This is a genomic window from Microvirga guangxiensis, from assembly GCF_900102135.1.
Taxonomy (GTDB): Bacteria; Pseudomonadota; Alphaproteobacteria; order Rhizobiales; family Beijerinckiaceae; genus Microvirga; species Microvirga guangxiensis.
In genome coordinates, this window is record NZ_FMVJ01000003.1 from 377,382 (window position 1) to 399,482 (window position 22,101).

The 22,101-nt window shown below is 61.9% G+C and carries 16 protein-coding genes; 10 read left to right on the plus strand and 6 right to left on the minus strand.

Annotated elements, in window-relative coordinates; translation table 11 throughout:
• Positions 1-391 precede the first annotated feature (391 nt).
• The 8 genes from BLP10_RS05365 (at position 392) to BLP10_RS05400 (ending at position 12,741) form a co-directional block, all read left to right on the plus strand.
• Entirely contained in the window at positions 392-2,173 is a 1,782-nt protein-coding gene (locus tag BLP10_RS05365; protein ID WP_091131293.1) for a type I secretion system permease/ATPase, read from the plus strand.
• The gene (locus BLP10_RS05370) at positions 2,174-3,496 is read left to right on the plus strand and encodes an HlyD family type I secretion periplasmic adaptor subunit (RefSeq protein WP_091131297.1); all 1,323 of its coding nucleotides are present in this window, start codon (positions 2,174-2,176) and stop codon (positions 3,494-3,496) included.
• 245 nt (positions 3,497-3,741) lie between these two features.
• Entirely contained in the window at positions 3,742-5,976 is a 2,235-nt protein-coding gene (locus BLP10_RS05375) for an alpha,alpha-trehalose-phosphate synthase (UDP-forming) (protein WP_091131302.1), read from the plus strand.
• Positions 5,969-6,739, plus strand: a complete 771-nt coding sequence (gene otsB / locus BLP10_RS05380; protein ID WP_091131305.1) for a trehalose-phosphatase — start codon at positions 5,969-5,971, stop codon at positions 6,737-6,739. Before BLP10_RS05375 ends, otsB begins: the two co-directional genes overlap by 8 nt.
• A gap of 4 nt (positions 6,740-6,743) precedes the next feature.
• A complete protein-coding gene (locus BLP10_RS05385; RefSeq protein ID WP_091131309.1) occupies positions 6,744-8,555 on the plus strand; it encodes a glycoside hydrolase family 15 protein in 1,812 nt (603 codons plus the stop codon).
• Entirely contained in the window at positions 8,545-9,594 is a 1,050-nt protein-coding gene (locus tag BLP10_RS05390; protein ID WP_342025958.1) for a glucokinase, read from the plus strand. The genes BLP10_RS05385 and BLP10_RS05390 overlap by 11 nt, the downstream gene beginning before the upstream one ends.
• Before the next feature lie 67 nt (positions 9,595-9,661).
• Positions 9,662-10,777 carry a succinylglutamate desuccinylase/aspartoacylase family protein gene (locus BLP10_RS05395; RefSeq protein ID WP_091131313.1) on the plus strand — a complete coding sequence of 372 codons (1,116 nt, stop codon included), beginning with the start codon at positions 9,662-9,664 and terminating at the stop codon, positions 10,775-10,777.
• Between the two features lie 380 nt (positions 10,778-11,157).
• A complete protein-coding gene (locus BLP10_RS05400) occupies positions 11,158-12,741 on the plus strand; it encodes a peptide chain release factor 3 (protein WP_091131316.1) in 1,584 nt (527 codons plus the stop codon).
• 22 nt (positions 12,742-12,763) lie between these two features.
• Here the strand turns inward: BLP10_RS05400 and BLP10_RS05405 are convergent, their stop codons facing one another.
• The 6 genes from BLP10_RS05405 to BLP10_RS05430 form a co-directional block, all read right to left on the minus strand.
• Positions 12,764-14,233, minus strand: coding sequence for a sensor histidine kinase (locus tag BLP10_RS05405; RefSeq protein ID WP_175493787.1), 1,470 nt, complete (start codon positions 14,231-14,233; stop codon positions 12,764-12,766).
• Between the two features lie 156 nt (positions 14,234-14,389).
• Positions 14,390-15,292, minus strand: coding sequence for a sugar kinase (locus tag BLP10_RS05410; protein WP_091131322.1), 903 nt, complete (start codon positions 15,290-15,292; stop codon positions 14,390-14,392).
• Positions 15,293-15,373: 81 nt separating this feature from the next.
• Positions 15,374-16,282: an N-acetylglucosamine kinase gene (locus tag BLP10_RS05415; RefSeq protein WP_091131326.1), complete on the minus strand. Its 909-nt coding sequence runs from the start codon at positions 16,280-16,282 to the stop codon at positions 15,374-15,376.
• A 43-nt stretch (positions 16,283-16,325) separates the two neighbouring features.
• Positions 16,326-17,216, minus strand: coding sequence for an N-acetylmuramic acid 6-phosphate etherase (locus BLP10_RS05420; protein ID WP_091131329.1), 891 nt, complete (start codon positions 17,214-17,216; stop codon positions 16,326-16,328).
• Positions 17,217-17,324: 108 nt separating this feature from the next.
• A complete protein-coding gene (locus BLP10_RS05425) occupies positions 17,325-18,344 on the minus strand; it encodes a serine hydrolase domain-containing protein (RefSeq protein ID WP_091131332.1) in 1,020 nt (339 codons plus the stop codon).
• A gap of 3 nt (positions 18,345-18,347) precedes the next feature.
• Entirely contained in the window at positions 18,348-19,445 is a 1,098-nt protein-coding gene (locus BLP10_RS05430) for an anhydro-N-acetylmuramic acid kinase (protein ID WP_091131334.1), read from the minus strand.
• A 138-nt stretch (positions 19,446-19,583) separates the two neighbouring features.
• On the opposite strand from BLP10_RS05430, the gene BLP10_RS05435 reads away from it, so the two are divergent.
• Both BLP10_RS05435 and BLP10_RS05440 read left to right on the plus strand, forming a co-directional pair.
• Positions 19,584-21,083 carry an ABC transporter substrate-binding protein gene (locus BLP10_RS05435; protein ID WP_091131338.1) on the plus strand — a complete coding sequence of 500 codons (1,500 nt, stop codon included), beginning with the start codon at positions 19,584-19,586 and terminating at the stop codon, positions 21,081-21,083.
• A gap of 69 nt (positions 21,084-21,152) precedes the next feature.
• The gene (locus BLP10_RS05440) at positions 21,153-22,100 is read left to right on the plus strand and encodes an ABC transporter permease (RefSeq protein WP_091131341.1); all 948 of its coding nucleotides are present in this window, start codon (positions 21,153-21,155) and stop codon (positions 22,098-22,100) included.
• Position 22,101: the final 1 nt, after the last annotated feature.

The following is a 22,101-nucleotide window of genomic DNA, read 5'->3' on the forward strand; positions in this document are numbered from 1 at the left end:
CCTCATTTCTAGGTCACATCTGTTTAACTATGATTGTTTACCAAAGAGTTACATATTAAAAGGGGCTCCGTTACGTTACCTCTATAAATAGAGAGTAAGCAAAACGAGTTCGGCATTTGATAACACTTTTAGTTGACACGTGTGCCTGAAATAGGGTTACAACCAGGGTGGCGTAACGGAAGGCGCTGACTTTGGGGGCATCTCAATATCCTTAAGGGCAAAGAAAAAACCGGAGTTTTCAGTCCGGTCCGTTTAGAATGCTCTTAGCGATCCAAAGCCCGACATCCGAGCTGTCGCAAGACAGCTAACATCATGCTAGGATATAACCGTGCATGGTGGCACTGCAACTGAACGGTGCGCCGCGTGAGCGGCTCGCCGATGGAAAGAACAAATGAAGCAGTCATCGAGAAATCGGGAAGAGAGCACAGAGGTCCAAGACGCTCTGAAATCCTGCTTACCTTCTTTTAGCAACGTGGCCATTTTCTCGGCCGTCGTGAACATCCTGGCACTGACCGGCTCGATCTACATGCTCCAGGTCTATGATCGCGTGCTGTCGAGCCGAAGCATTCCGACGCTCATCGGCCTCTCGCTGATCACCCTGGCGGCCTATGCCCTGTCCGGCGGCCTCGACATGCTGCGCGGCAAGATGCTGGCCCGCATCGGCGCCCGCTTCGACGAGATCCTCGCTCCGCGCGTCTTCGATCTTGTCGCCACCATGCCGCTGAAGGGCGCCAAGCAGGCCGAGAGCATGCAGCCCATTCGTGACGTGGATACGATCCGCGGCTTCCTGTCGGGCCTCGGCCCGACCGCCCTGTTCGACATGCCTTTCATGCCGATCTTCCTCATCGGCTGCTTCATGATTCACCCCTGGGTCGGCATCATGTCGACCATCGGTGGCGTCTGCATCGTGTTCCTGACGATCTACACGGACTCCAAGAGCAAGGAGCCGTCCTATCAGGTGACGAAGAGCGGCGCCGAGCGTCAGGCCCTGGCGGAAACCAGCCGCCGCAATGCGGAAGCGATCCGCGCGCTGGGCATGCTGAGCTTCCTCGGCAAGCGCTATGACGAAGTGCATGTCCGCCACGTCAACGACGGCCTCGCGAGCAGTGAGTCCTCTGCCGGCATCAGCGCCTTCGCCAAGGTGTTCCGCATGGTCCTGCAGTCGGGCGTTCTGGGTCTCGGCGCTCTCCTCGTCATCGAGGGGCAGATGTCGGGCGGCCTAATGATCGCCGGTTCGATCCTGATGTCCCGCGCCCTCGCGCCCATCGAAATCGCGGTTGCTCACTGGAAGGGCTTCACTGCGTCCCGTCAGGCCTATCGCCGCCTCCAGCACATCATGTCCATCGTTCCGGCGCAGGGCCAGCGCATGCCGCTGCCCGCTCCGAAGCAGGCCGTGTCCGTGGAGGAAGTTTACGTCTCGGCTCCGGGCGCTCAGTTCCCGATCGTCCAGGCTGCTTCGCTGCGCCTCCAAGCCGGTCAGGGCCTCGGCCTCATCGGTCCGAGCGCCTCGGGCAAGTCGACGCTCGCTCGCGCCCTCGTCGGCGTGTGGCCGAGCATGCGCGGCGAGATCCGTCTCGACGGCGCGGCCCTCGACCAGTGGGAGCCCGATGCACTTGGCCGTCACATCGGCTACCTGCCGCAGGACGTGGAGCTGTTCGAAGGCACGGTGGCGGAGAACATCTCCCGCTTCCAGCCGAACGCCAAGCCCGAGGATGTCATCGCCGCTGCCAAGACAGCCGGCGCTCATGACCTGATCCTCAATCTACCGGATGGCTACGACACGAAGATCGGCGAAAGCGGAGCGTCCCTGTCGGGCGGTCAGCGCCAGCGTGTGGCCCTCGCCCGCGCCCTCTATGGCAATCCGTTCCTCGTCGTGCTCGACGAGCCGAACGCCAGCCTCGACGGCGCCGGTGACGAAGCCCTGAACCAGGCGATTCTCGCCGTCAGGCAGCGCGGCGGCATCGTGGTGGTCATCACGCATCGCCCCGCCGCTCTCGGCCAGGTCGATCAGGTCGCCATCATGGAAGAAGGTCGCATCAAGGCCATGGGCCCGCGGGACGAAGTTCTGCAAGGTGTGATGAAACGCAATACGACTCCGGCCCCGCAGCAGGCACCGACGGTGCGTGTGCAGCCGGCACAGGCGCAGGCCGGAAACCTGCGGGAGGTTGGTTAAATGATGATTATGCAGCAGCCTCAAAAGCCTTCGATGCACGAGAAGGTCCTGCGCCAGTCGAGCGTCGCGGGTCTCGCGATGATCGCCCTGTTCGGCGGCACGATCGGCCTCTGGGCGGCCACCTCGACCTTGTCGGGCGCCGTCGTGGCCGGCGGCCAGTTCGTGGTCGATTCAAGCGTCAAGAAGATCCAGCACTCCACCGGCGGCATCGTCGGCGAGCTGAAGGTCAAGGACGGTGACCGCGTGAATGCGGGCGATCTCCTGGTCCGCCTGGATGAAACCTTGACCCGCGCCAACCTTCAGGTCGTGTCCAAGCAGCTCGATGAGTTCATCGGCCGCCAGGCCCGCCTGGAAGCGGAGCGCGACGGCGCCAGCGAGATCAAGGTGCCGGACGAGTTCGCCAGCCGCCTCAAAGATCCTGCGGTTCATAAGATCATCTCTTCCGAGCACACCCTCTTCTTGGCGCGCCGCGCCGCAAAGGATGCCCAGAAGGATCAGCTCAAGAAGCGCATTGCGCAATCGCAGGATGAGATTACCGGCCTGAAGGCGCAACAGCATGCCAAGGCCCGCGAGGCCGAGCTCATCACCGAGGAGCTGAAGGGCGTCCGCGAGCTCTACGAGAAGAACCTGGTGCAGCTTCCGCGCCTCAACGCGCTGGAGCGCGACGCTGCCAGCATCGAGGGGCAGCGCGGCCAGCTCATCGCCGCCGTGGCCCAGGCTGAAAGCCGCATCGCCGAAACCTCGTTCCAGATCATCCAGATCGACGAGCAGATGCGTGCGGAGGCCATGCAGGAGCTGCGCGAGATCCAAAGCAAGATCGCCGAGTACACGGAGCGTAAGGTGGCGGCCGAGGATCAGCTGAAGCGCATCGACATCCGCGCGCCCAGCGACGGCTACGTCCATCAGCTCAACGTTCACACCATCGGCGGCGTGATCTCCCCGGCCGAGCCCGTCATGCTCATCGTTCCCACGAACGACAAGCTCGAGCTCGAAGCCAAGGTCATGCCGAACGAGATCGATCAGGTGAAGATTGGCCATAAGGCCACTGTGAAGGTGCACGCCTCGAATGCCCGCAACATGCCGGATCTGCACGGCAAGGTCAGCCGCATCTCGGCCGACGTCTCGCGCGACCAGCAGACGGGCATGACCTTCTATACGATCCGCGTGGAGCTGGCGCCTGAGGAGATCAAGCGCCTCGAAGGGCTGCACCTGATCGCAGGCATGCAGGCCGAGGTCTTCGTCGAGGTGAACGAGCGCACTCCGTTCGAGTACTTCTTCAAGCCCATGAAGGACCAGATTGCCCGCGCCTTCCGCGAGCACTAAAGCCTCCTCAAAAGGGTTCAATCCTTTGCACCGCAGCCGGCCCATGAAGCCGGCTGCGGTTTTTTATTGCCTGGGTTGCACCTTGCGCTCAGGTCCTAAGGCTGGAAAGTTCACCGGAAGAACCCATAACAGGGACGGGCGCGTCTTCGAGGCCGCGCCAGGGCTGGTGGCGAAACATCGAATTTTTCCCGGTGTTTAGGCTCCAACTCTTCGAAAGGTCTTGAACATCCTAGGGATAAAGAGGTTTGAGGATTATCTTTCGCTTCGGCGGTATTGCGTTGCTTGTTGCGGCCATCGTCATTCTGGCCGTTCTCCCGTTCGCCACATCCTTTGTGGATGAATGGGCGCGGAGGGATGTGGAGTTACGGTCCCAGCTGGTTTTCAACTCGGCTCGTGATCAGGTTTCCAATCTGTTGACCCGAAACGATGTCGGGCGGCTGTCGGGTCTCTTCGAGCGGATTGCTTCCGGCGAACGGGTTCTCGCGATCGGCTATTGCGACGGCGATGAGCTGCGCGCCCCCACCCGCAGCATGCCGCAATCATTCTCCTGCACTCAGGCTGCCAGAGCAGACACGCAGAGCTTCTCCACGGTTACCCATAATGGGCAACGCATCCTGGTCAGCACCTTTCCTCTGACGGTGTCCGGTCGCGAAGGGCACCTCATGGTGCTGCACGACCTGAGCTATGCGGACCGGCGCGGAGGAGAGGCGAGAAATTACCTTTTCCTGGCTCTCGCCGGTGTTGCCTTCGGCGCGGCCGCGCTTGCGGCCATGATCGCGGCGCTGATCATGCGTCGGTGGCTTGCCTCCATCCGGCTGGCCCTCGAGAACGCCCGCGCCGGAGCCGCCGGGACGCCTGAGCAGGAGAACATCATCCCCTTGGGCCAGGAAATCCGCGACGTGCTCCAGGAGTTGGAGGCGTCCCGCCGGACCATTGACGCGGCCCATACCGACTGGAGCCCCGATACCCTTCGCGCGGCTCTCGCAAACGAGCTGTCGGGGTCCGAGGTGATCGTGGTTTCGAACCGCGAGCCCTACATCCACAACCGCTCTCAGGATGGCGCCATCGCCCTGCAAATCCCGGCAAGCGGCCTCGTCTCCGCTCTTGAGCCGGTGGTGCGCGCCTGTGGCGGCACATGGGTGGCTCATGGCAGCGGAACGGCGGACCGGGAAACCGTGGACGCCAATGACCGCGTCCCCGTGCCCCCTGCCAATCCGTCCTACACGCTTCGCCGCGTGTGGCTGACGGACGAGGAGCAGGACGGTTATTATTACGGCGCCGCCAACGAAGGCCTATGGCCGCTCTGTCACATCGCCTTCGTGCGTCCCGTCTTCCGCGAGCAGGACTGGCAATATTATCGCGCCGTCAACGAGAAGTTCGCCGATGCCATCGTGGCCGAGGCCAAGCGCGAAGACCCGATCATTCTCGTACAGGATTACCATTTCGCGCTCCTGCCGCGCATGATCCGCAACCGCCTGCCGCAAGCCACCATCGTGACCTTCTGGCATATCCCGTGGCCGAACGCGGAAACCTTCGGCATCTGTCCGTGGCGGGAAGAGATCATCGACGGTCTGCTCGGCTCGTCGATCCTCGGCTTCCATACGCAAGCCCATTGCAACAACTTCATCGACGCGGTGGATTCCTACGTGGAGAGCCGCATCAACCGTGAGACGGATTCCATCACGTTCGGCGGAGAGGAAACCCAGATTCGCCCGTATCCAATCTCCATCGAATGGCCCCCGACGGCCCTCGCGGGCCAGAAGCCCGTCGAGGAATGTCGCAGCACCGTTCGCGAGCGTCTCGGTCTCTCCCCCGACATGCGCATCGGTGTCGGCATTGAACGCTTCGATTATACCAAGGGCATTCTCGACCGTATGCAGGCCATCGACGCGCTGCTGACCGAACATCCCGACTGGAAAGGCAATTTCACCTTCGTCCAGGTGGCGGCTCCGACCCGCAGCAAGCTCGCCAATTACAGGCAATTGCAGGAGGAGGCGGAAGCACTGGCGCGCGAGATCAACGAGAGACATGGCAGCGAAGGATACGAGCCCATCAAGCTTCTCATCCGCCATCATGAGCCCGATGAGGTGTTCGAGTTGTTCAGGGCCGCCGATCTCTGCATTGTGTCGAGCCTGCATGACGGCATGAACCTCGTGGCGAAGGAGTTCGTGGCGGCCCGCGACGACGAGCAGGGTGTTCTCATCCTCTCCGCATTCGCCGGCGCGTCCCGCGAGTTGTCGGAGGCCTTGATCGTCAATCCTTACAATGCCCATGCCATGGGCCAGGCGATCAACCGCGCGCTCACCATGTCGGAAACGGAACAGCGCGAGCGGATGCGGCTCATGCGCGATCAAGTGAAGGAGCGCAACGTTTATCGCTGGGCCGGGCAGATGCTGCTCGCCGCGTCCCGCCTGCGCAAGCGGTTAAGGATTCGGCGTCTCATTGCCTCCGGCAGAAAGCGGGCGGCTGCCAATGCGTGATGCTCTCATTCAGGAAGCGGGAACAGAAGAGGCTTACGCGCTCTTTTTGGATTTCGACGGAACGCTCGTGGACATCGTCGAGCGTCCCGATGCTGTCGTGGTGGATCCCGACCTGCCGGATGTTCTCCGGCGTCTTCAGGAGAGGCTGGGCGGGGCTCTTGCCATCGTCAGCGGCAGACCCGTTTCGTTTCTCGACCATCACCTGAAACCCTACAGCTTCGACATGGCGGGGCTGCACGGTCTCGAACAGCGTGTGGCAGGCGATCTGCATCTTTGCGATCCCGACGAGCATCCTCAGCTGCGCCGGATGATTGGACGATTGAAGGATGCCGTGGCTGACAAGGCAGGCGTCCTGATCGAGGACAAGGGCTGCTCGGTCGCCATTCACTGGCGTCTCGCGCCTCAGGAAAAGGACTTCGCCTTATCGACGGCTCATGCCGCCGTGGAGGCGCTCGGAAACGAGTACCGTCTCCAGCACGGCAAAGCCGTTGCGGAAATTCTTCCGTCCGCGGCAGGCAAGGGCAAGGTCATCGAGAGCTTTCTTCACGCGCTGCCCTACAAGGGACGGCGCCCGATCTTCGTCGGCGACGACCTGACCGACGAGAACGGCTTCAAGACGGTGAACGCCCGCGGAGGCTTGTCCGTTCGCATCGGAGCGGGCGAGACAATCGCCAAGGTTCGCTTGGGAACGCCTGCCGATTTGCGACATTGCCTGTCCACATGGGCATCGGATGGTTCCTTTCCTTTCAACGTGGATAAATGATCAGATGAGTTCGTTGGACCTCGCCGTCATCGGCAATTGCATGATCTCGGCCCTGGTGGATCGCCGGGCGCAGATCGTCTGGAGCTGTTTTCCCCGGTTCGATGGCGACCCGGTCTTTTCCGCACTGCTCGATTGCCCGGAGGGGCAGACGGATGCGGAGCAGAAGGGAGTCTTCGCCATCGACATGGTCGGCATGGTCAGCTGCGAGCAGAGCTATCTTGAGAACACCGCCGTTCTCGTCTCGCGCATGACAGATTCCTTCGGCAACATCATCGAGGTCACGGACTTCGCCCCGCGCTTCAAGCATTTCGACCGAACCTACCGCCCGCCGCTGTTGATCCGTCGCATCACGCCGATCAAAGGACGTCCGCGCATCCGCGTGCGCTTGCGTCCGCATTACGAGTGGGGCGGCTGTGCGCCGACCACGACGCGTGGAAGCAATCATCTGCGCTTCGTCGGCCCTCATTATTCACTCAGGCTCACGACCGATGCTCCCGTCTCATACGTGCATGAGGAGCGTCCCTTCGTGGTGGAACGTCCGCTGTCGTTCTTCTTCGGAGAGGACGAGCCGCTCCGCTCCGAGGCGGATTCGACCGCACGCGAGTTCCTGGATAGCACCATCGGCTTCTGGCGCGACTGGGTGCGCTCGCTTTCCATCCCGTTCGACTGGCAGGAAGCGGTGATCCGTGCAGCGATCACGCTGAAACTGTGCAATTTCGAAGAGACTGGCGCCATCGTCGCTGCGCTGACCACATCGGTGCCCGAGGCACCGCACACGCAGCGCAACTGGGATTACCGCTATTGCTGGCTCCGTGACGCCTATTTCGTGATTCAGGCACTCAACCGCCTGGGCACGACGAAGACGATGGAGGAATACCTCACCTACATCACCAATATCGTCGACGACATGGACGCCATTCCCGATCAGAAGGACATGCCGCCGCTGTTCAGCATCACGCGCTCGCCCGATCTGGAGGAGCGTGAGGCGACGGCGCTTGCAGGTTACCGGGGCATGGGCCCGGTTCGCGTGGGCAACGCGGCCTATACGCAGGTTCAGAACGATGCCTATGGCAGCATCGTCCTGGCCTCGGTGCACGCTTTTCTCGACAAGCGCATGATCCGTCCCGTCGGCAACCGGGCCCTGTTCTCGCATCTGGAGAAGCTAGGGCATCGCGCCATTGAGGTTTTCGACCAGCCCGATGCCGGTCCCTGGGAGCTGCGCACGAAAGCCGCCGTTCACACCTTTCCGAGCGTGATGTGCTGGGCGGCCTGCGACCGCCTCACCAAGATCGCTCTCGCCATGGGGCGGGAAGATCGGGCCGACTTCTGGCGCGAGAACGCGGCGCGAATGCACCGCATCATCGACGAGAAAGCCTACAACCCGGAGAAGGGCACCTTCGTATCGTCTTTCGGCGGCGAGGATCTGGATGCAACGCTGCTTCTCCTGCATGAGCTCAATTTCGTGAAGCCGGACGATCCTCGCTTCATCGCCACGGTGGATGCGGTCGGCAAGAGCCTGCGGCGCGGCGATCTCCTGCTGCGTTATGATGTGGAAGACGATTTCGGGCTCATGCATACGGCTTTCATGATCTGCGGCTTCTGGTACGTGGATGCCCTGAACGCCATCGGACGCAAGGAAGAGGCGAGAGAATTGTTTGAGCACATCCTGGGCCTGCGCAATTCCTTCGGGCTCTTTTCCGAGGATGCCGACTTCACGACCGGCGAGTTGTGGGGCAATTTCCCCCAGACCTACTCCATGGTGGGGCTCATCAACTCCGCCGTGCGCTTGAGCCGGAGCTGGGAGGATGCGTTCTGATGGTGGCGGTCGGCAGAACCTGAAGAGAAACGAGAAGGCTCTCTCGATGTTTGCATTTCCTGTTTTGCTGGGGGATATCGGTGGCACGAATGCGCGCTTTGCCGTTCTTGCCGCCCCCGGAGAGCCTGTTCAGCTGCTGCCGCGCACACTGACGGCGGACACGCCCGATCCAGTCGGCGCCATTCGAATTGCCCTTCAGGGTTATAAGGGCGAAGCGCCCCGGTCCGCCATGATCGCTGTGGCGACCCGCGTCGATGCGCCCTCCATTCGCCTCACGAACGCCAGCTGGGTCATTGATGCTCAGGCCATCGCCAAGGCCCTGGGCCTTGAGCGCGTGACCCTCGTCAACGACTACACGCCCGTTGCCGCTTCCGTGACGGTGCTGAGCGAGGAGAAGGGCGATCTTGCGCCCATCGGCAGCGGACATCCCGGGGAGGGCGCCCGTGTGGTGCTCGGGCCGGGCACCGGCCTGGGCGTGGGCGCGCTTATTCCGGTTGAGGATCGTCTCGCCATCGTCGCCACCGAGGCGGGACACATCGAATTCGGTCCATCGACCGAAGAGGAAGCAGCTCTGTGGCCACACCTCGAGCGAGTCGGCGGGCGCGTTTCCGCCGAAGTGCTCCTGTCCGGTCCCGGCCTTTTCCGCATCGCCAAGGCGATTGCCGCGCATCGGTGCGTGGATTGTCCTTATGCGAAGCCGAACGATGTGCTGACCGCGGCCCGCGAGGGCGATGAAATGGCGCAGGCCGCGCTCAATCTCTTTTCCCGGTGGCTCGGACGGTATTCCGGCGACATGGCGCTGACTTTCGAGGCTTCCGGCGGCGTCTTCATCGCCGGAGGCATTGCTCCGCGCATGGTGGACATCCTGCAGGACGGCGGCTTCCGCGAAGCCTTCGACAGCAAGGCGCCGCACCATGCCTGGGCGAGCAAGGTGCCGGCCTTCGTGATCGTCAATGCAGAGCCGGCCTTGCAGGGGCTTGCCGCACTCGTTACCAATCCCGGTCGCTTCGTGTTCAAGTCGCAAGGATGGGCCGCCTGAAAGCCTGCTCTCATGCCTTGAGCACGGTTCATCATACCCGCTCAAGCTGACAGCAGCATTGCCCATCATGAAAACAGAACAGATTGCCCTTTCGCCGCTTGCCCCCGGGGCCAGCCTGTCGCTGACCGTCCATCGCTTCGGCCAGGAAGGTGCGCGCCCGCGCGTCTACGTGCAGGCTTCCCTTCACGCGGATGAAATCCCAGGCATGATCGCGGCGCATCACCTGCGCGAGCGGCTGATCGCCCTGGAAGCGGAAGGCAAGATCAAGGGTGAGATCATCCTCGTGCCGAGCGCCAATCCCATCGGCCTCGCACAGCGCGTGCTCGGCAGCCATATCGGACGCTTCAATCTCGCCGACGGCATCAATTTCAATCGCGGCTACCCTTATCTCGTGCCCAAGGTGGCCGAGAGGATCGAAGGCAAGCTCACAGACAGCGCCGAGGCCAATGTGCGCCTGATCCGCGAAGCCCTTCGCACCGAGCTGGACGCTTGGGGGACGAGCAACCCCGCCGAAGTGTTGAAGAAGGCGCTGCTAACCCTCGCCATCGAGGCCGACATCGTGCTCGATCTGCATTGCGACTCGGAGGCGGTGGAGCATCTCTACACCCACACCCGCTCAGCGGATGAGTTTGCTCCGCTCTCCGCGCTCATTCAGGCGCAAGCCTATCTGCTGGCCGAGGAATCCGGCGACGATCCGTTCGACGAGGCTCTCAGCCGCCCCTGGGGCGAGCTTGCCGACCGCTTCAAGGATCATCCAATCCCCTTCAGCTGCCATTCCGCGACCCTCGAATTCCGCGGTGAGCGGGATGTGAGCCACGAAACGGGGAAGCGCGATGCGGCAGCGCTCATTGCCTACATGACCCTGCGCGGGGTCATTGCGGGCGAAGCCCCGTCGATCCCTGAGCCCCTCTGCCAGCCGACGCCGCTCGCGGCCTCCGAGCCCGTTCCGTCGCCGGCCACCGGCATCGTGGTGTTCCAGGCCCAAATCGGGGACCAGGTAAAGGAAGGCGATGTGATCGCCGATATCGTGGACCCGCATAGTGGGACGGTGACACAGGCGAAATCCCCCTGCGACGGTGTGGTCTTCGCCCGTATCGCGCTCCGCTTCGCCACCGAAGGGGCGCGCCTGGCCAAAGTAGCCGGCAAGACGGCCAAGCGGACCGGCAAGCTGCTCAGTGCTTGAGCCAAAAAGAAAGGCCGCCCCAAGAGGCGGCCTTTCCATTGTCGGTTCCACGGCCCGTTCAGGCCGTTCCTAGCATCGGCCCCAAAAGTGGCAGGCACTTTTGGGACCCATTCGATGCTCCTTTTTCAAGGGCGCATCGTTAGGCGCGGAAAACCGGATTCCACTTTTCCGCACGATGCGCGTGCGTTACGCACCAATCTCGGCAGAGGCCAAGATCCAGGTCACGGCAACCGGGGACCGTAGGGTATGACAATGAGACACTGGATCACCTCCTTTCGTTGTTGACGGGAAACCCCCATATGGGGTCAGAAGAAGCCCATGAAAGGGCGGGGCGCTGCGGCGTTCTGTCCCCCACCGCGTGATCAAGAACCTATAGAGCCATGACCGACCTTCCGGCCCCCGTGGGCCGCCGCCGAACCTTTGCGATCATCTCCCACCCCGACGCGGGTAAGACCACGCTCACCGAAAAGCTGCTGCTGTTCGGAGGCGCGATCCAGCTCGCCGGTGAAGTGAAAGCCAAGAAGAACCGAGTCTCGACCCGCTCCGACTGGATGGGCATCGAGAAGGAGCGCGGCATCTCGGTCGTGACCTCTGTGATGACTTTCGAGTATGGCGGATGCGTCTTCAACCTGCTCGACACGCCGGGCCACGAGGACTTCTCGGAAGACACCTACCGCACGCTCACGGCCGTGGACTCGGCCATCATGGTGATCGACGCCGCGAAGGGCATCGAGGCGCGTACGCGCAAGCTCTTCGAGGTATGCCGCATGCGCGACATCCCGATCGTCACCTTCATCAACAAGATGGATCGCGAGGCGCGCAGCCCCTTCGATCTGCTCGACGAGATCGAGAAGACGCTCGCACTGGATACCGCTCCCATCACCTGGCCGATCAGCCAGGGCAAGAGCTTTGCAGGCACCTTCGACCTGCGCCGCAACGTGGTTCGCCGCATCGACACGGACGATGAGCTGATGCCGGTCTCGGGGCCGGACGACGCCAAGCTCCTGAGCCTGCTGCCTTCACATGAGGCGGACGCCTGGCAGGAAGAGGTGATGCTGGCGCAAGAGGCCTGCAAGCCGTTCGATCTGAAGGCTTTCCGCGAAGGCCATCTCACGCCGGTGTTCTTCGGCTCGGCCTTGCGCAATTTCGGCGTGCGCGATCTCATCGATGCCCTGGCCGAATACGCACCGCCGCCGCGCGGGCAGGAGGCTGACAAGCGCCTCGTGGAAGCGGGCGAGAGCCGCATGACCGGCTTCGTGTTCAAGATCCAGGCCAACATGGATCCGAACCACCGCGACCGCATCGCTTTCATGCGCATCTGCTCCGGCAAGCTCCAGCGCGGCATGAAGGCGAAGCTCGTGCGCACGGGCAAGCCCATGAGCCTCAACACGCCGCAATTCTTCTTCGCGCAGGACCGCGCGATCGCGGACGAGGCCTGGGCGGGCGACGTCGTGGGCATTCCCAACCATGGCACGCTGCGCATCGGCGATACGCTCACCGAAGGCGAGGACATCGTGTTCCGCGGCGTTCCGAGCTTCGCGCCGGAAATCCTACGCCGCATCAAGCTTCAGGATGCCATGAAGGCGAAGAAGCTGCGTGAGGCGTTGCAGCAGATGGCGGAGGAGGGCGTCGTCCAGCTCTTCATTCCGCAGGACGGCTCCGGCGCCATTGTCGGCGTTGTCGGCGCGCTGCAGCTCGACGTGCTGAAAGAGCGCCTGAGCGTCGAATACGGTCTGCCGATCGATTACGAGCCGACGCGCTTCTCGATCTGCCGCTGGATCACGGCGGATGATCCGAAGGAACTCGACAAGTTCATCGAGAGCCATCTGTCCTCCATGGCACGCGATCTCGACGAGGCGCCGGTGTTCATGGCGGCCAACACCTTCAACCTTCAATACGAGATGGATCGCTACAAGGCGATCCGGTTCTCGGATGTGAAGGATTACCAGAAGAAGGCGGCGTAACAGCCGCCTTTCCATTTTCAGCTCAGCGGGACAACTGGCTCAACGGAATCTGCAGGTCGACGCGCAGGCCTTCTGCGCGCCAATCGCACTGGAGCGTTCCGCCGAGCTGATCGGTCACGCTTTTGCGGGCGAGTTGCGAGCCAAAGCCTTTGGCTGCCGGCTCGCTTTGGATGGGCGGCCCGTCGGTTTCCTGCCAGACGAGCGACATCATTTCTCCATCCTGCCAGCAGGTGATGGTGAGGTGACCGTGGGCGACCGAGAGCGAGCCGTATTTCGAGGCGTTCGTCGTCAGTTCGTGCAGGACGAGCGTGAGGCTCGTCGCTGCTTTCGCGCCTACGCTGATCGGCGCGCATTCGATCAAGACGCGCGCGGGCAGGCCAAAATCCCTGTGCGGTGCGAGAATGGTCCGGACAATCTCGGCCACGGTGGTCTCACCCTCGACGGGGCTGTCCTCAGCGACCGCGGGCCGGATGAGCTCATGGGCCTTGGCCAGAGCATTCAGGCGCCCATGAAGCGCGTCGGCCATATCCTTGGTCGAGGTGGCCGTTCGTGCCGTCATCGTCACCATCGCATTCGCCATGGCGAACAGGTTCTTGACGCGGTGGTCCAACTCTTTGGCGAGAAGCTGGCGAGCTTCTTCGTTCTTACGCCGTTCCGTGACGTCGAGCATCGTGCCAAGAAGGCGTAAGGGCTTCGGTGTGCCGCTTTCGGAAGTGTAGAGCATGCGGCCCCGGCAACTGATCCAGCGGATGTCTCCATCGGGATGAATAATCCGGTAATCCATCTGGAGACGCCCACCGGAGGCGGGATCGTTCAGCGCATCGACCTTCTTGCGGACCCATTCTCTGTCGTCGGGATGAATGAAAGACAGCCACAGCTCATGCGTGAGCGGAGTGTCTGGACTGATGCCGAAAATCTGCCTGTAGCGATCCGACCAATAGATCGTGCCGCTCGCAGCGGTCCAATCCCACATGCCCATTTCAGCGGCTTCGACGGCCAGGGTCAGGCGCTCGTGGAAGAGATCGACTTCATGGGCCTGACGATCCGCTGCATCGCGCGCCTTGGCGCGTTCCGTCACATTGGCCGCAAGAGCCAGAACGCCCTTGATCTGATGGCTCGTATTGCGGATCGGCAGAATCTTGACATCCCAATAGGAGACCTGTTCAGGCGCCAGCGTGAGAGGAACTTCTCTTAGTTCCTGCGGTTCGCCTGTCGTGAAGGCGCGGTGGCGGAGATCTTGCAGGACAGGGGTATACACCTCTCCCATCACCTCGAAGGTCGTGCGGCCTGTAAAGTCGGCATCCGGCGCGCCGAAACTCGAACGGAAGAGCTTGTTGGCAAATGCAAAACGCGGGGGGTAGCCATAGGTTACCACGACCGCCACAGGAACGTTCTCGAGAATCTCCGCGAGGGCTTCAGGCCCTAGATCTTCGATGCCATCCCGTAAGCGGATCTCATCGAGCCCAAATGCCCATGGCCTAGCAGGACTCAAGACCCTAACCCCTCGTCTGAGGACCAAGCCCTCTGGAACCTAGAGGGTCCTCCTATACGTTATTACAGGAAGATTGCAGGCATTCAGGCCCGAAAGCAAGAAGAGAATGAGGGCGGCCAGGCTTCAGAGGCCTAGCCGATCAACGATGCCTGCACATCACGCAGCCAGCTTACGCTCCGAGAAGCGCGCCTGCGTCTCCTCGATGTCACGCAAGCTCGGAATGCTTTCTTCATTGCCGAGATGCTGAATAGCGTAAGCGGAGGCAGCGCGGGCGAAGACGAAATGTTCGCGCCAAGGCTGGTCCGGGCGCGCCATGGCGGAATAGACGTAAGAACCGTGAAAGATGTCGCCCGCGCCGTTGGTGTCCACCACCGCTGCGGCCGGAACGTCGAGGGCCGGCAGCACGCTTTCGGTTCCATTCTCGTCGTACCAGACCATGCCGCGCTCACCCATGGTCACGCCGCCGATCTTGCAGCCGCGCCCTTTGAGGTAAGTCAGCATTTCGCTCGGCGTCATGTTCATCTGTTCGCAGAGACGCTCGGCGACGATCGCAACGTCGATAAACTCCAGCAGCTCATGGGTATTGGAGCGTAGTCCGCCACCGTCGAGGGAGGTCAGGATGCCCGCTTCGCGGCACGCCTTGGCATAGTGCATCGCAGCGTCGGCTTGGTGTCCGTCGAGATGGAGCGCACGGCAGTTCTGCAGGTTCAGCGGCGGCACCGGATGCAGATAGTGATCGTCGCGGCAGCGCACGATGGCGCGCTTGCCGCCCCGCGGCATGATGAAGGAAAGCGAGGATTCCTTCACCTTCCGATGATGGACCGAGATGCCGTATTTCGACGCCATGTCGATGAACATGCGGCCGAGCCAATCGTCCGCAATCGAGGTCAGCAGGTCGGGTGCTATACCGAGCTTGGCACAGGCGAAAGCTGCCGTCACGGCATTACCGCCAAAGGAGATGGCGTAATCCCGCGCGACGGTCTTCTCGTCCCCTGTGGGGAGTTCGTCCGCCAGGAAAGTGACGTCGATATAAGTCTGGCCTACGAAGAGTGCTTGCATGGTTTCAACAACAGTCCCAGTCCGAATGGAGACAGAATTCTTGGACGAGGATAGGGCAATAGGCAAGCCTTGCGGGTAGACTCAGGTCCTGTTCAACGTAGCGGCGAGCCTCGCGGCGGTCAGCGCTGCATCCAGATCCGTGGTGATGAACTCGACCGGCGTGAGGAGATCATGCCTGAAGGCTTCGGCCACGATGGGATGAAGGCGCGAGCTGCCGCCTGCCAGGGCTACGGGGCGTGGCCCGATGCGCTTGGTCAGGCTGTTGGCCAAACGAGCCAATTCTTCTCCGGCGGAATGCAGGATGCGCAAGGCAGTCTTGTCGTCCGCTTGAGCCGCTTCTCCGACAGCCCGCGCCAGAGAGCCGATCTTGCCTCTGTCGCCTCCATAGACATAGGAGCGCACGAGGTTCCAATCCGTCCCGCCGAGAGCTTTTGCCAAGCTCTGGCCAAGGGTCGTAGCCCAACCTTCGCCGGGGCTTTCTTCTTCCTTGCGCAGAACGGTTTTCAGGGCCTCTCGGGCGATCCAGAAACCGGAGCCGCCATCGTCGATGAGGTTCCCGCGGCCGCCGACGCGGATCACATCTTTGGTCTCGGAAAGGTAATAGCCTATGGAGCCAGTGCCGCTATAGACCAGGATGCCTTCGCCCAGGGCGAAATAAGACAGATAGGCAATCCACATGTCTTCGGCGACAAACACCTTGTCTTGCGGAAGCTCGAAGATTTCCGCGAAGAGGGAGCGCATCTTCGCCTCGGGTGGCGTGTCTCGGGTCAACCCTGTGATCCCCGCGATGATGCCCAGAGGCTTGCCCTGACGCATCACCTCCTGCGCCATGTCGAGGACGATCTGCCGGGCCCGCTCTTCGGCGGCTGCGGAGAAGAGATGGCCGGTCAACGGTTCGGCGTTGCCTTTTGCAATGCATTGGCCTTGATCGTCCGCCAAACGCCAGCGCGTCGCCGTTCCGCCTGCGTCGATGCCAAGCCCCAATGCCATGACGCTTCTTCAGCCCCTTCTGCCGCTGGAATCCTGCGGCCTCTTATGAGTTCTTCGGAAAGTCTGCCAGGGCTTTCCGCAAATTGCCATCGTTTCGATCGAGGGCGTCTTGCGCTTCTTGCGGCCCGGCGCCCATGGCGATGAGAACGGCGGTCTTGAGGTCGCCATTCGCCTGAAGAATCGCATCGGCGGCTTTGGCCTCGTCGCAATCAGTAATCTGCATCACCATGATCTCGCTGCGGCGGCGCAATTTCGCATTGGTGGCGCGCATGTTCACCATGAGCCCGCGATAGACGCGGCCCATGCGAACCATGATGAGCGAGGAAAGCAGGTTCAGGATGATCTTCTGCGCCGTGCCCGCCTTCATGCGCGTCGAGCCCGCAATCACCTCTTCGCCCGTGTCGGCGAGAATGGGGTGAGAGCAGGCTTCGAGGATAGGCGCATTCGCATTGTTGGAAATGCCGATGGTCTGCGCACCGCGCACGGCAGCCTCTTTCAGAGCCGCGATGGTGAACGGCGTGCGTCCGCTTGCGGCGACGCCGATGACCACGTCATTGGGGCCGATATTGTTGTTGCGGATGCCTGCCTTGCCTTCCTCAACTGAATCTTCGGCATTTTCCACCGCCTTCATGATGGCGCGGTCGCCGCCAGCGATGAGATAGACGAGCTTGTCGTCGGGCCAGTTGAAAGTGGGGGGCAACTCGGTGCCGTCCTGCACGCCGATGCGTCCCGAGGTGCCGGCGCCCACGTAAACCAGACGTCCGCCCCGGCGCAGGCGCGCGACCGCCTCTTCTGCCGCAGCCTCGATCTCCGGGAGCGACGACCGGACGGCTGCCACCGCGGAGAGCTGACCCTCATAGAAGGCTGACAGCACGTCGAGGCCTGACCACGTATCGAGATCCTGGAAGCGGGCGCTGAAGTGTTCTGTAGCCATGGCCTACCTTTCTTGCAGACCAATATAGGTCCAGTTCAGGGGCCCAGCAATCGGCAGCACGCTCCATGTGATCGACGTCACCAGCTTTTTGCTGACATCCTTAAGGCCTCAATCCCGGCCTTCAAACAACGCGATGACCCGCTCGCCTGTTGCACGCCTAAGATCCATGATCCCGCTGTCCTTATGGCGGGAGGGATGAACCCGGTTGGTCAGGAGTGACCAGGCAAGGCCGCGTTTGAAATCGAGCCAAAGGCCCGTTCCGGTAAAACCCGTATGCCCGATGGTCGTGGGAGAGCACCCATCGCCGCCGTGCCAGCCGGGGTAAAATCCTTCCCAGCCGACGGTGCGCTTCTCCGACTCGTGGGTGCGAACGGCATTCAGCGATTGTGGCAAGAGAATTTTGCCGTCGAGGAGGCCATGGGCGAAGTCCAAGACGCCATCGATGGTGCCGAACAGGCCCGCGTGGCCGGAGGCGCCGCCGAGGGCGAAGGCGTTCTCGTCATGCACCTCGCCACGGATCACGCGGCCGCGCCATGCGCAACGTTCGGTCGCCGCGCAGAGACGAGGCTCCGGGTTGAACGAAAAATGTTCAGGAAGCGGCTGATCGCTCAGGGGCTTTCCCGTGATGCGCTCGATGGCAATCCCCAGCAGAATGAAGTTGATGTCGGAATAGACCGGCGGCCCGCTTCTCCATTCGCGCTGGAGAACGAAGGCGCGAAGCGTGTCTGGGTTCTGGCCGTAGGTGTAAAGCGGTTCGACGGCAGGCAGGTGCGTCTGGTGTGCAAGACATTGCCGAAACGTGAGACGCCGCTCTGCGGCATTCATGTCGTACTGGCGCAAGTCGGGGATCGCTTTGACCAGCGGATCGTCGAGTGCGATGCGGCCTTCCTCCACGAGCTTCAGGATGGCTGTCGTGGTGAAGATCACTTTCGTGAGCGACGCAAGATCGAACCACGTCTCGCGCGCGAGGCTCTCCTCATGAGGCTCGATTTGCGCCATGCCCTTCCAGCATACTGCGCGCTGTCCGTCCGCTGTGACAATTCCAAGGACCGCGCCGGGAATATTACCGTGCGCGATGGATTGGGCAGCCGGGGCGAAAGCCTGATCGATGATACTCGCGGGTGACATGGTTCAAGCCGCGCGATGCAGCTCGCCGCCGGTCATGGGTTGGGGAACTCCCGTGGTCGTGGGAAGGCTCAAGGAGAGCCCGAGCGTTGATCGAACGGCGAGATAGCCGAAGGCTTGCGCTTCGAGAAAATCACCGTTCCAGCCGACGGATTCCACGGGGTCGACAGGAACGCCGAGACGCTCGTGCAATCGGCGCATGAAATGTGCGTTGAGCCGTCCGCCGCCTGTCACGAGCCAGCGCTGCGGTGGGCGAGGAACATGGCGAAGGGACGCGATGACGGATTCGATGGTGAAGGCGGCAAGAGTCGCTGCGCCATCCTCATCCGAGAGTGCCTCCACGCTTTTGGCACGTGCGTGGAAATCCTGGCGGTCGAGGGACTTAGGAGCAGGGCGGTCGAAGAACGGATTGCTCATGAACTCCGCCACGAGCTTTTCGTCGACCTTGCCGGATGCCGCGATCTTGCCGTTCTCGTCAAAGCTCAAGCCACGGCGGCGCAGCACGAAATCGTCGAGCAGGGCGCTTGCGGGGCCCGTATCGAATGCGATCACCGTCTCCCCGTCGATATAGGTGACGTTTCCGACCCCGCCGAGATTGAGAATCATGATCGGATGCGGGAGCTTGCTTGCAAGCGCACGGTGATAAAGCGGCACAAAAGGCGCGCCTTCCCCGCCTGAGGCCACGTCGGCATGACGGAAACGGTAAACCGTGTCGATGCCAAGCTCCTGCGCAACCATGGAACCGATGCCGAGCTGGCGGGTGAAGCGGACTTCAGGGCGGTGATAGACGGTCTGCCCATGGAATCCGATCAGGCTCACATTCTTTGCAGGGATTTCTGCTTCTTCCATGAAGCGGCGAATGGCAGCGATGTGCGCCTGCGTGACAGCCTGTTCGAGATCCTCCAGAGGTTCGCTCTGTGCGCGCGCCGGCTCGGCGATCAGCGCCTGAAGCGTCTTTCGCAGATCGGCAGGGTAGGAGAAAGTGCGGCCCGGTCCCGGCTGGACGAAGGCTTCTCCATCCGTCTCGACAATGGAGACGTCGATGCCGTCCATGGAGGTTCCGCTGATCACGCCGATGGCTTTGACGGGCGGGCGCTGTGGCATCGATTCCTCCAAGATGATCCAGTGTCCGAACCATAGCACAGGATGCGAAGTGGTCCAGAGTGGTACGTAATTGGACCATGACAGGCCTCAAGACGTGTTCTATAAATCCCCGGCGGCTTCCAAGGGAGGACAAGACGCATGTTCAGGTCAGCACTGCGCGGTACGTTGAGCGCGGGTTTCATGGTAGCCGCGATGGCTGCCGCTTCGGCTCAGGTTCTGGAAATCGGCGCGGATCTCAGCCCGACCGGCCTCGATCCCCATCTCATCACCGCTTTTCCGAGCTTCATGGTGGTGAACGGCAATATCTACGAGGGCCTGACCGCCATCGACAAGGATCTGAAGACCGTTCCGAGCCTTGCCGAATCCTGGACCGTGTCGGAGGACGGCAAGTCCTATACCTTCAAGCTGCGCTCGGGCGTGAAATTCCACGATGGCTCGCCCATGGAGGCGGCAGACGTGGTGGCTTCCGTGAAGCGTCTCCTGAGCAAGGACATTGCTTCGCCGCTCGCAAGCCGCCTCTCGGCGGTCGAGAGCGCCAACGCGGTCGACGCGCAGACCGTCGAGCTGAAGCTGAAAGAGCCATCTGCGGCGCTTCTCAGCTCGCTTTCGACGATTGCCATCGTGCCGCGTTCCATGGAGACGAACAAGGACGCGCTTCAGAAGACGCCTGTCGGCACTGGCCCATTCAAGTTCCAGGAATGGCAGCCCAACGGCTACATCCTTCTCTCGAAGAACGATGCCTATTGGGAGAAGGGGCTTCCGAAGCTTTCCGGCCTCAAGTTCAACATCGTCCCTGAATCGGCGACCCGTCAGGTCGGCCTCACCAACGGCCAGTACGCGCTTTTGCCCAATATCGATGCGGCGACCGCCCTTCAGCTCAAAGGCAAGCCGAACGTGAAGCTCGCCGAGACCATGGATCTCGCCTACACGCTGATCGGCCTGAACGTATCGAAGCCGCCCTTCGACAACCCGAAGGTGCGTGAGGCCGTGAATTACGCCATCAATCGCCAGGAGATCGTGGACGCGGCTCTTTTCGGTGCAGGCGTTCCAGGCGGTCCTCTCTCTCCTGCGCTCAAGTCCTGGGCGCTCGATGTGAAGGAATTCAGCTGCTACGCGCACGATCCTGCGAAGGCCCAGGCGCTTCTGAAGGAAGCGGGCATCACGACGCCGGTTGCGGTTTCCATGAAGGTGCTGCCGCGCCAGGACATCAAGGATGTGGCGCAGGTGGTGCAGGAGCAAATGAACAAGGCTGGCTTCAAGGTTGAGCTCATCAACCAGGAGCAAGGCCAGTTCATCCAGGATTGGCGCAACAGCAATTTCGACATGTTCGCCTCCATCAATGCAGGCCAGCCCGATCCGGACGAGTACTTCTACCGCACCTTCCGCACAGGCGGATCGACCAACGTGTTCAAGTACTCGGATGCGGAGATCGACAGCCTGCTCGACAAGGCGCGCACCCTGACGGACCAGGCCGAGCGCAAGAAGGCTTACGATCAGGTGCAGAAGAAGCTGGCCTGCTCGGGTCCGGTCGCGCACTTGGCCTATGGCACCCTGTTCTCGGCCATGAGCGACAAGCTCAAGGGTTATGACGTCATGCCGAATCGCTCGCTGATGATGCTGCGCGGCGCATCCTACTAACTTTGTGTCTTGCACCGGCGCGGATCGTCTGCGCCGGTGCTTTTCTTTTTCGGGAGAGCTGGGTTTTCCATGAATCGCGTTCTGCTCGCGCGTCTGGTCGATCTCGTCGTCGTGCTTTTCGGCGTATCGGTCATCGTATTCCTGATGATCCGTCTGATCCCCGGCGATGCGGTCGCGATCATGCTGGGGGCCAATACCGAGATCACGCCCGAGCGGATGGCGGAGCTCAACCGGCGCGTCGGTCTGGATCGACCGATCATCGAGCAATACCTTCTCTGGGCCGGTTCGGGCTTGCGCGGCGATTTCGGAACGTCGCTCTGGACGGGACGTCCGGTCGCCACGGAAATTCTCATTCATCTCTGGCCGACTCTCGAGCTGACCTTCCTCGCCCTCGTCATCGGCGCCGTTCTGGCGGTTCCTGTCGGATGCCTGATGGCCCAGACGCGCGGAGGCGCTGCCGATGTCGCCATGCGCATCGGGGCCATTGCAGGGCTTACGATCCCGTCCTTCTGGCTCGGGATCGTCATGATCCTGCTTTTGTCTTCATGGGCGCCGAGCTTTGCTTCGCTGGGCTATGTGCCGTTCTCAGATGATCCCATCGGCAATCTGCAGCGCATGTTGCTGCCATCCATTGCGCTGGCGCTTCCGATCCTCGCCAATCTCTCGCGCCTCGTGCGCTCCGCCATGCTCGATGCGCTGGGACAGGATTACGTCCGCACGGCCCGCGCAAAGGGCCTGCCGGAGCGGAGCGTGGTTTACAAGCACGCGCTGCGCAATGCGCTCATTCCGTTTCTGACGAGCGTCGGCATCATGACAGGTTACCTTCTGGGCGGCGCCATCGTCGTCGAGCAGGTCTTCGCTATCCCGGGCCTGGGCCGCTTGATCCTCGGCGCCATTGCCGAGCGCAATTATCCATTGATTCAAGCGACGATCCTGGTGGTGACGGCAGGATTCGTCATCGTGAACTTTCTGGTCGACTTCCTCTACATGCTCGTCGATCCGCGCGTGAGGGCCTGAG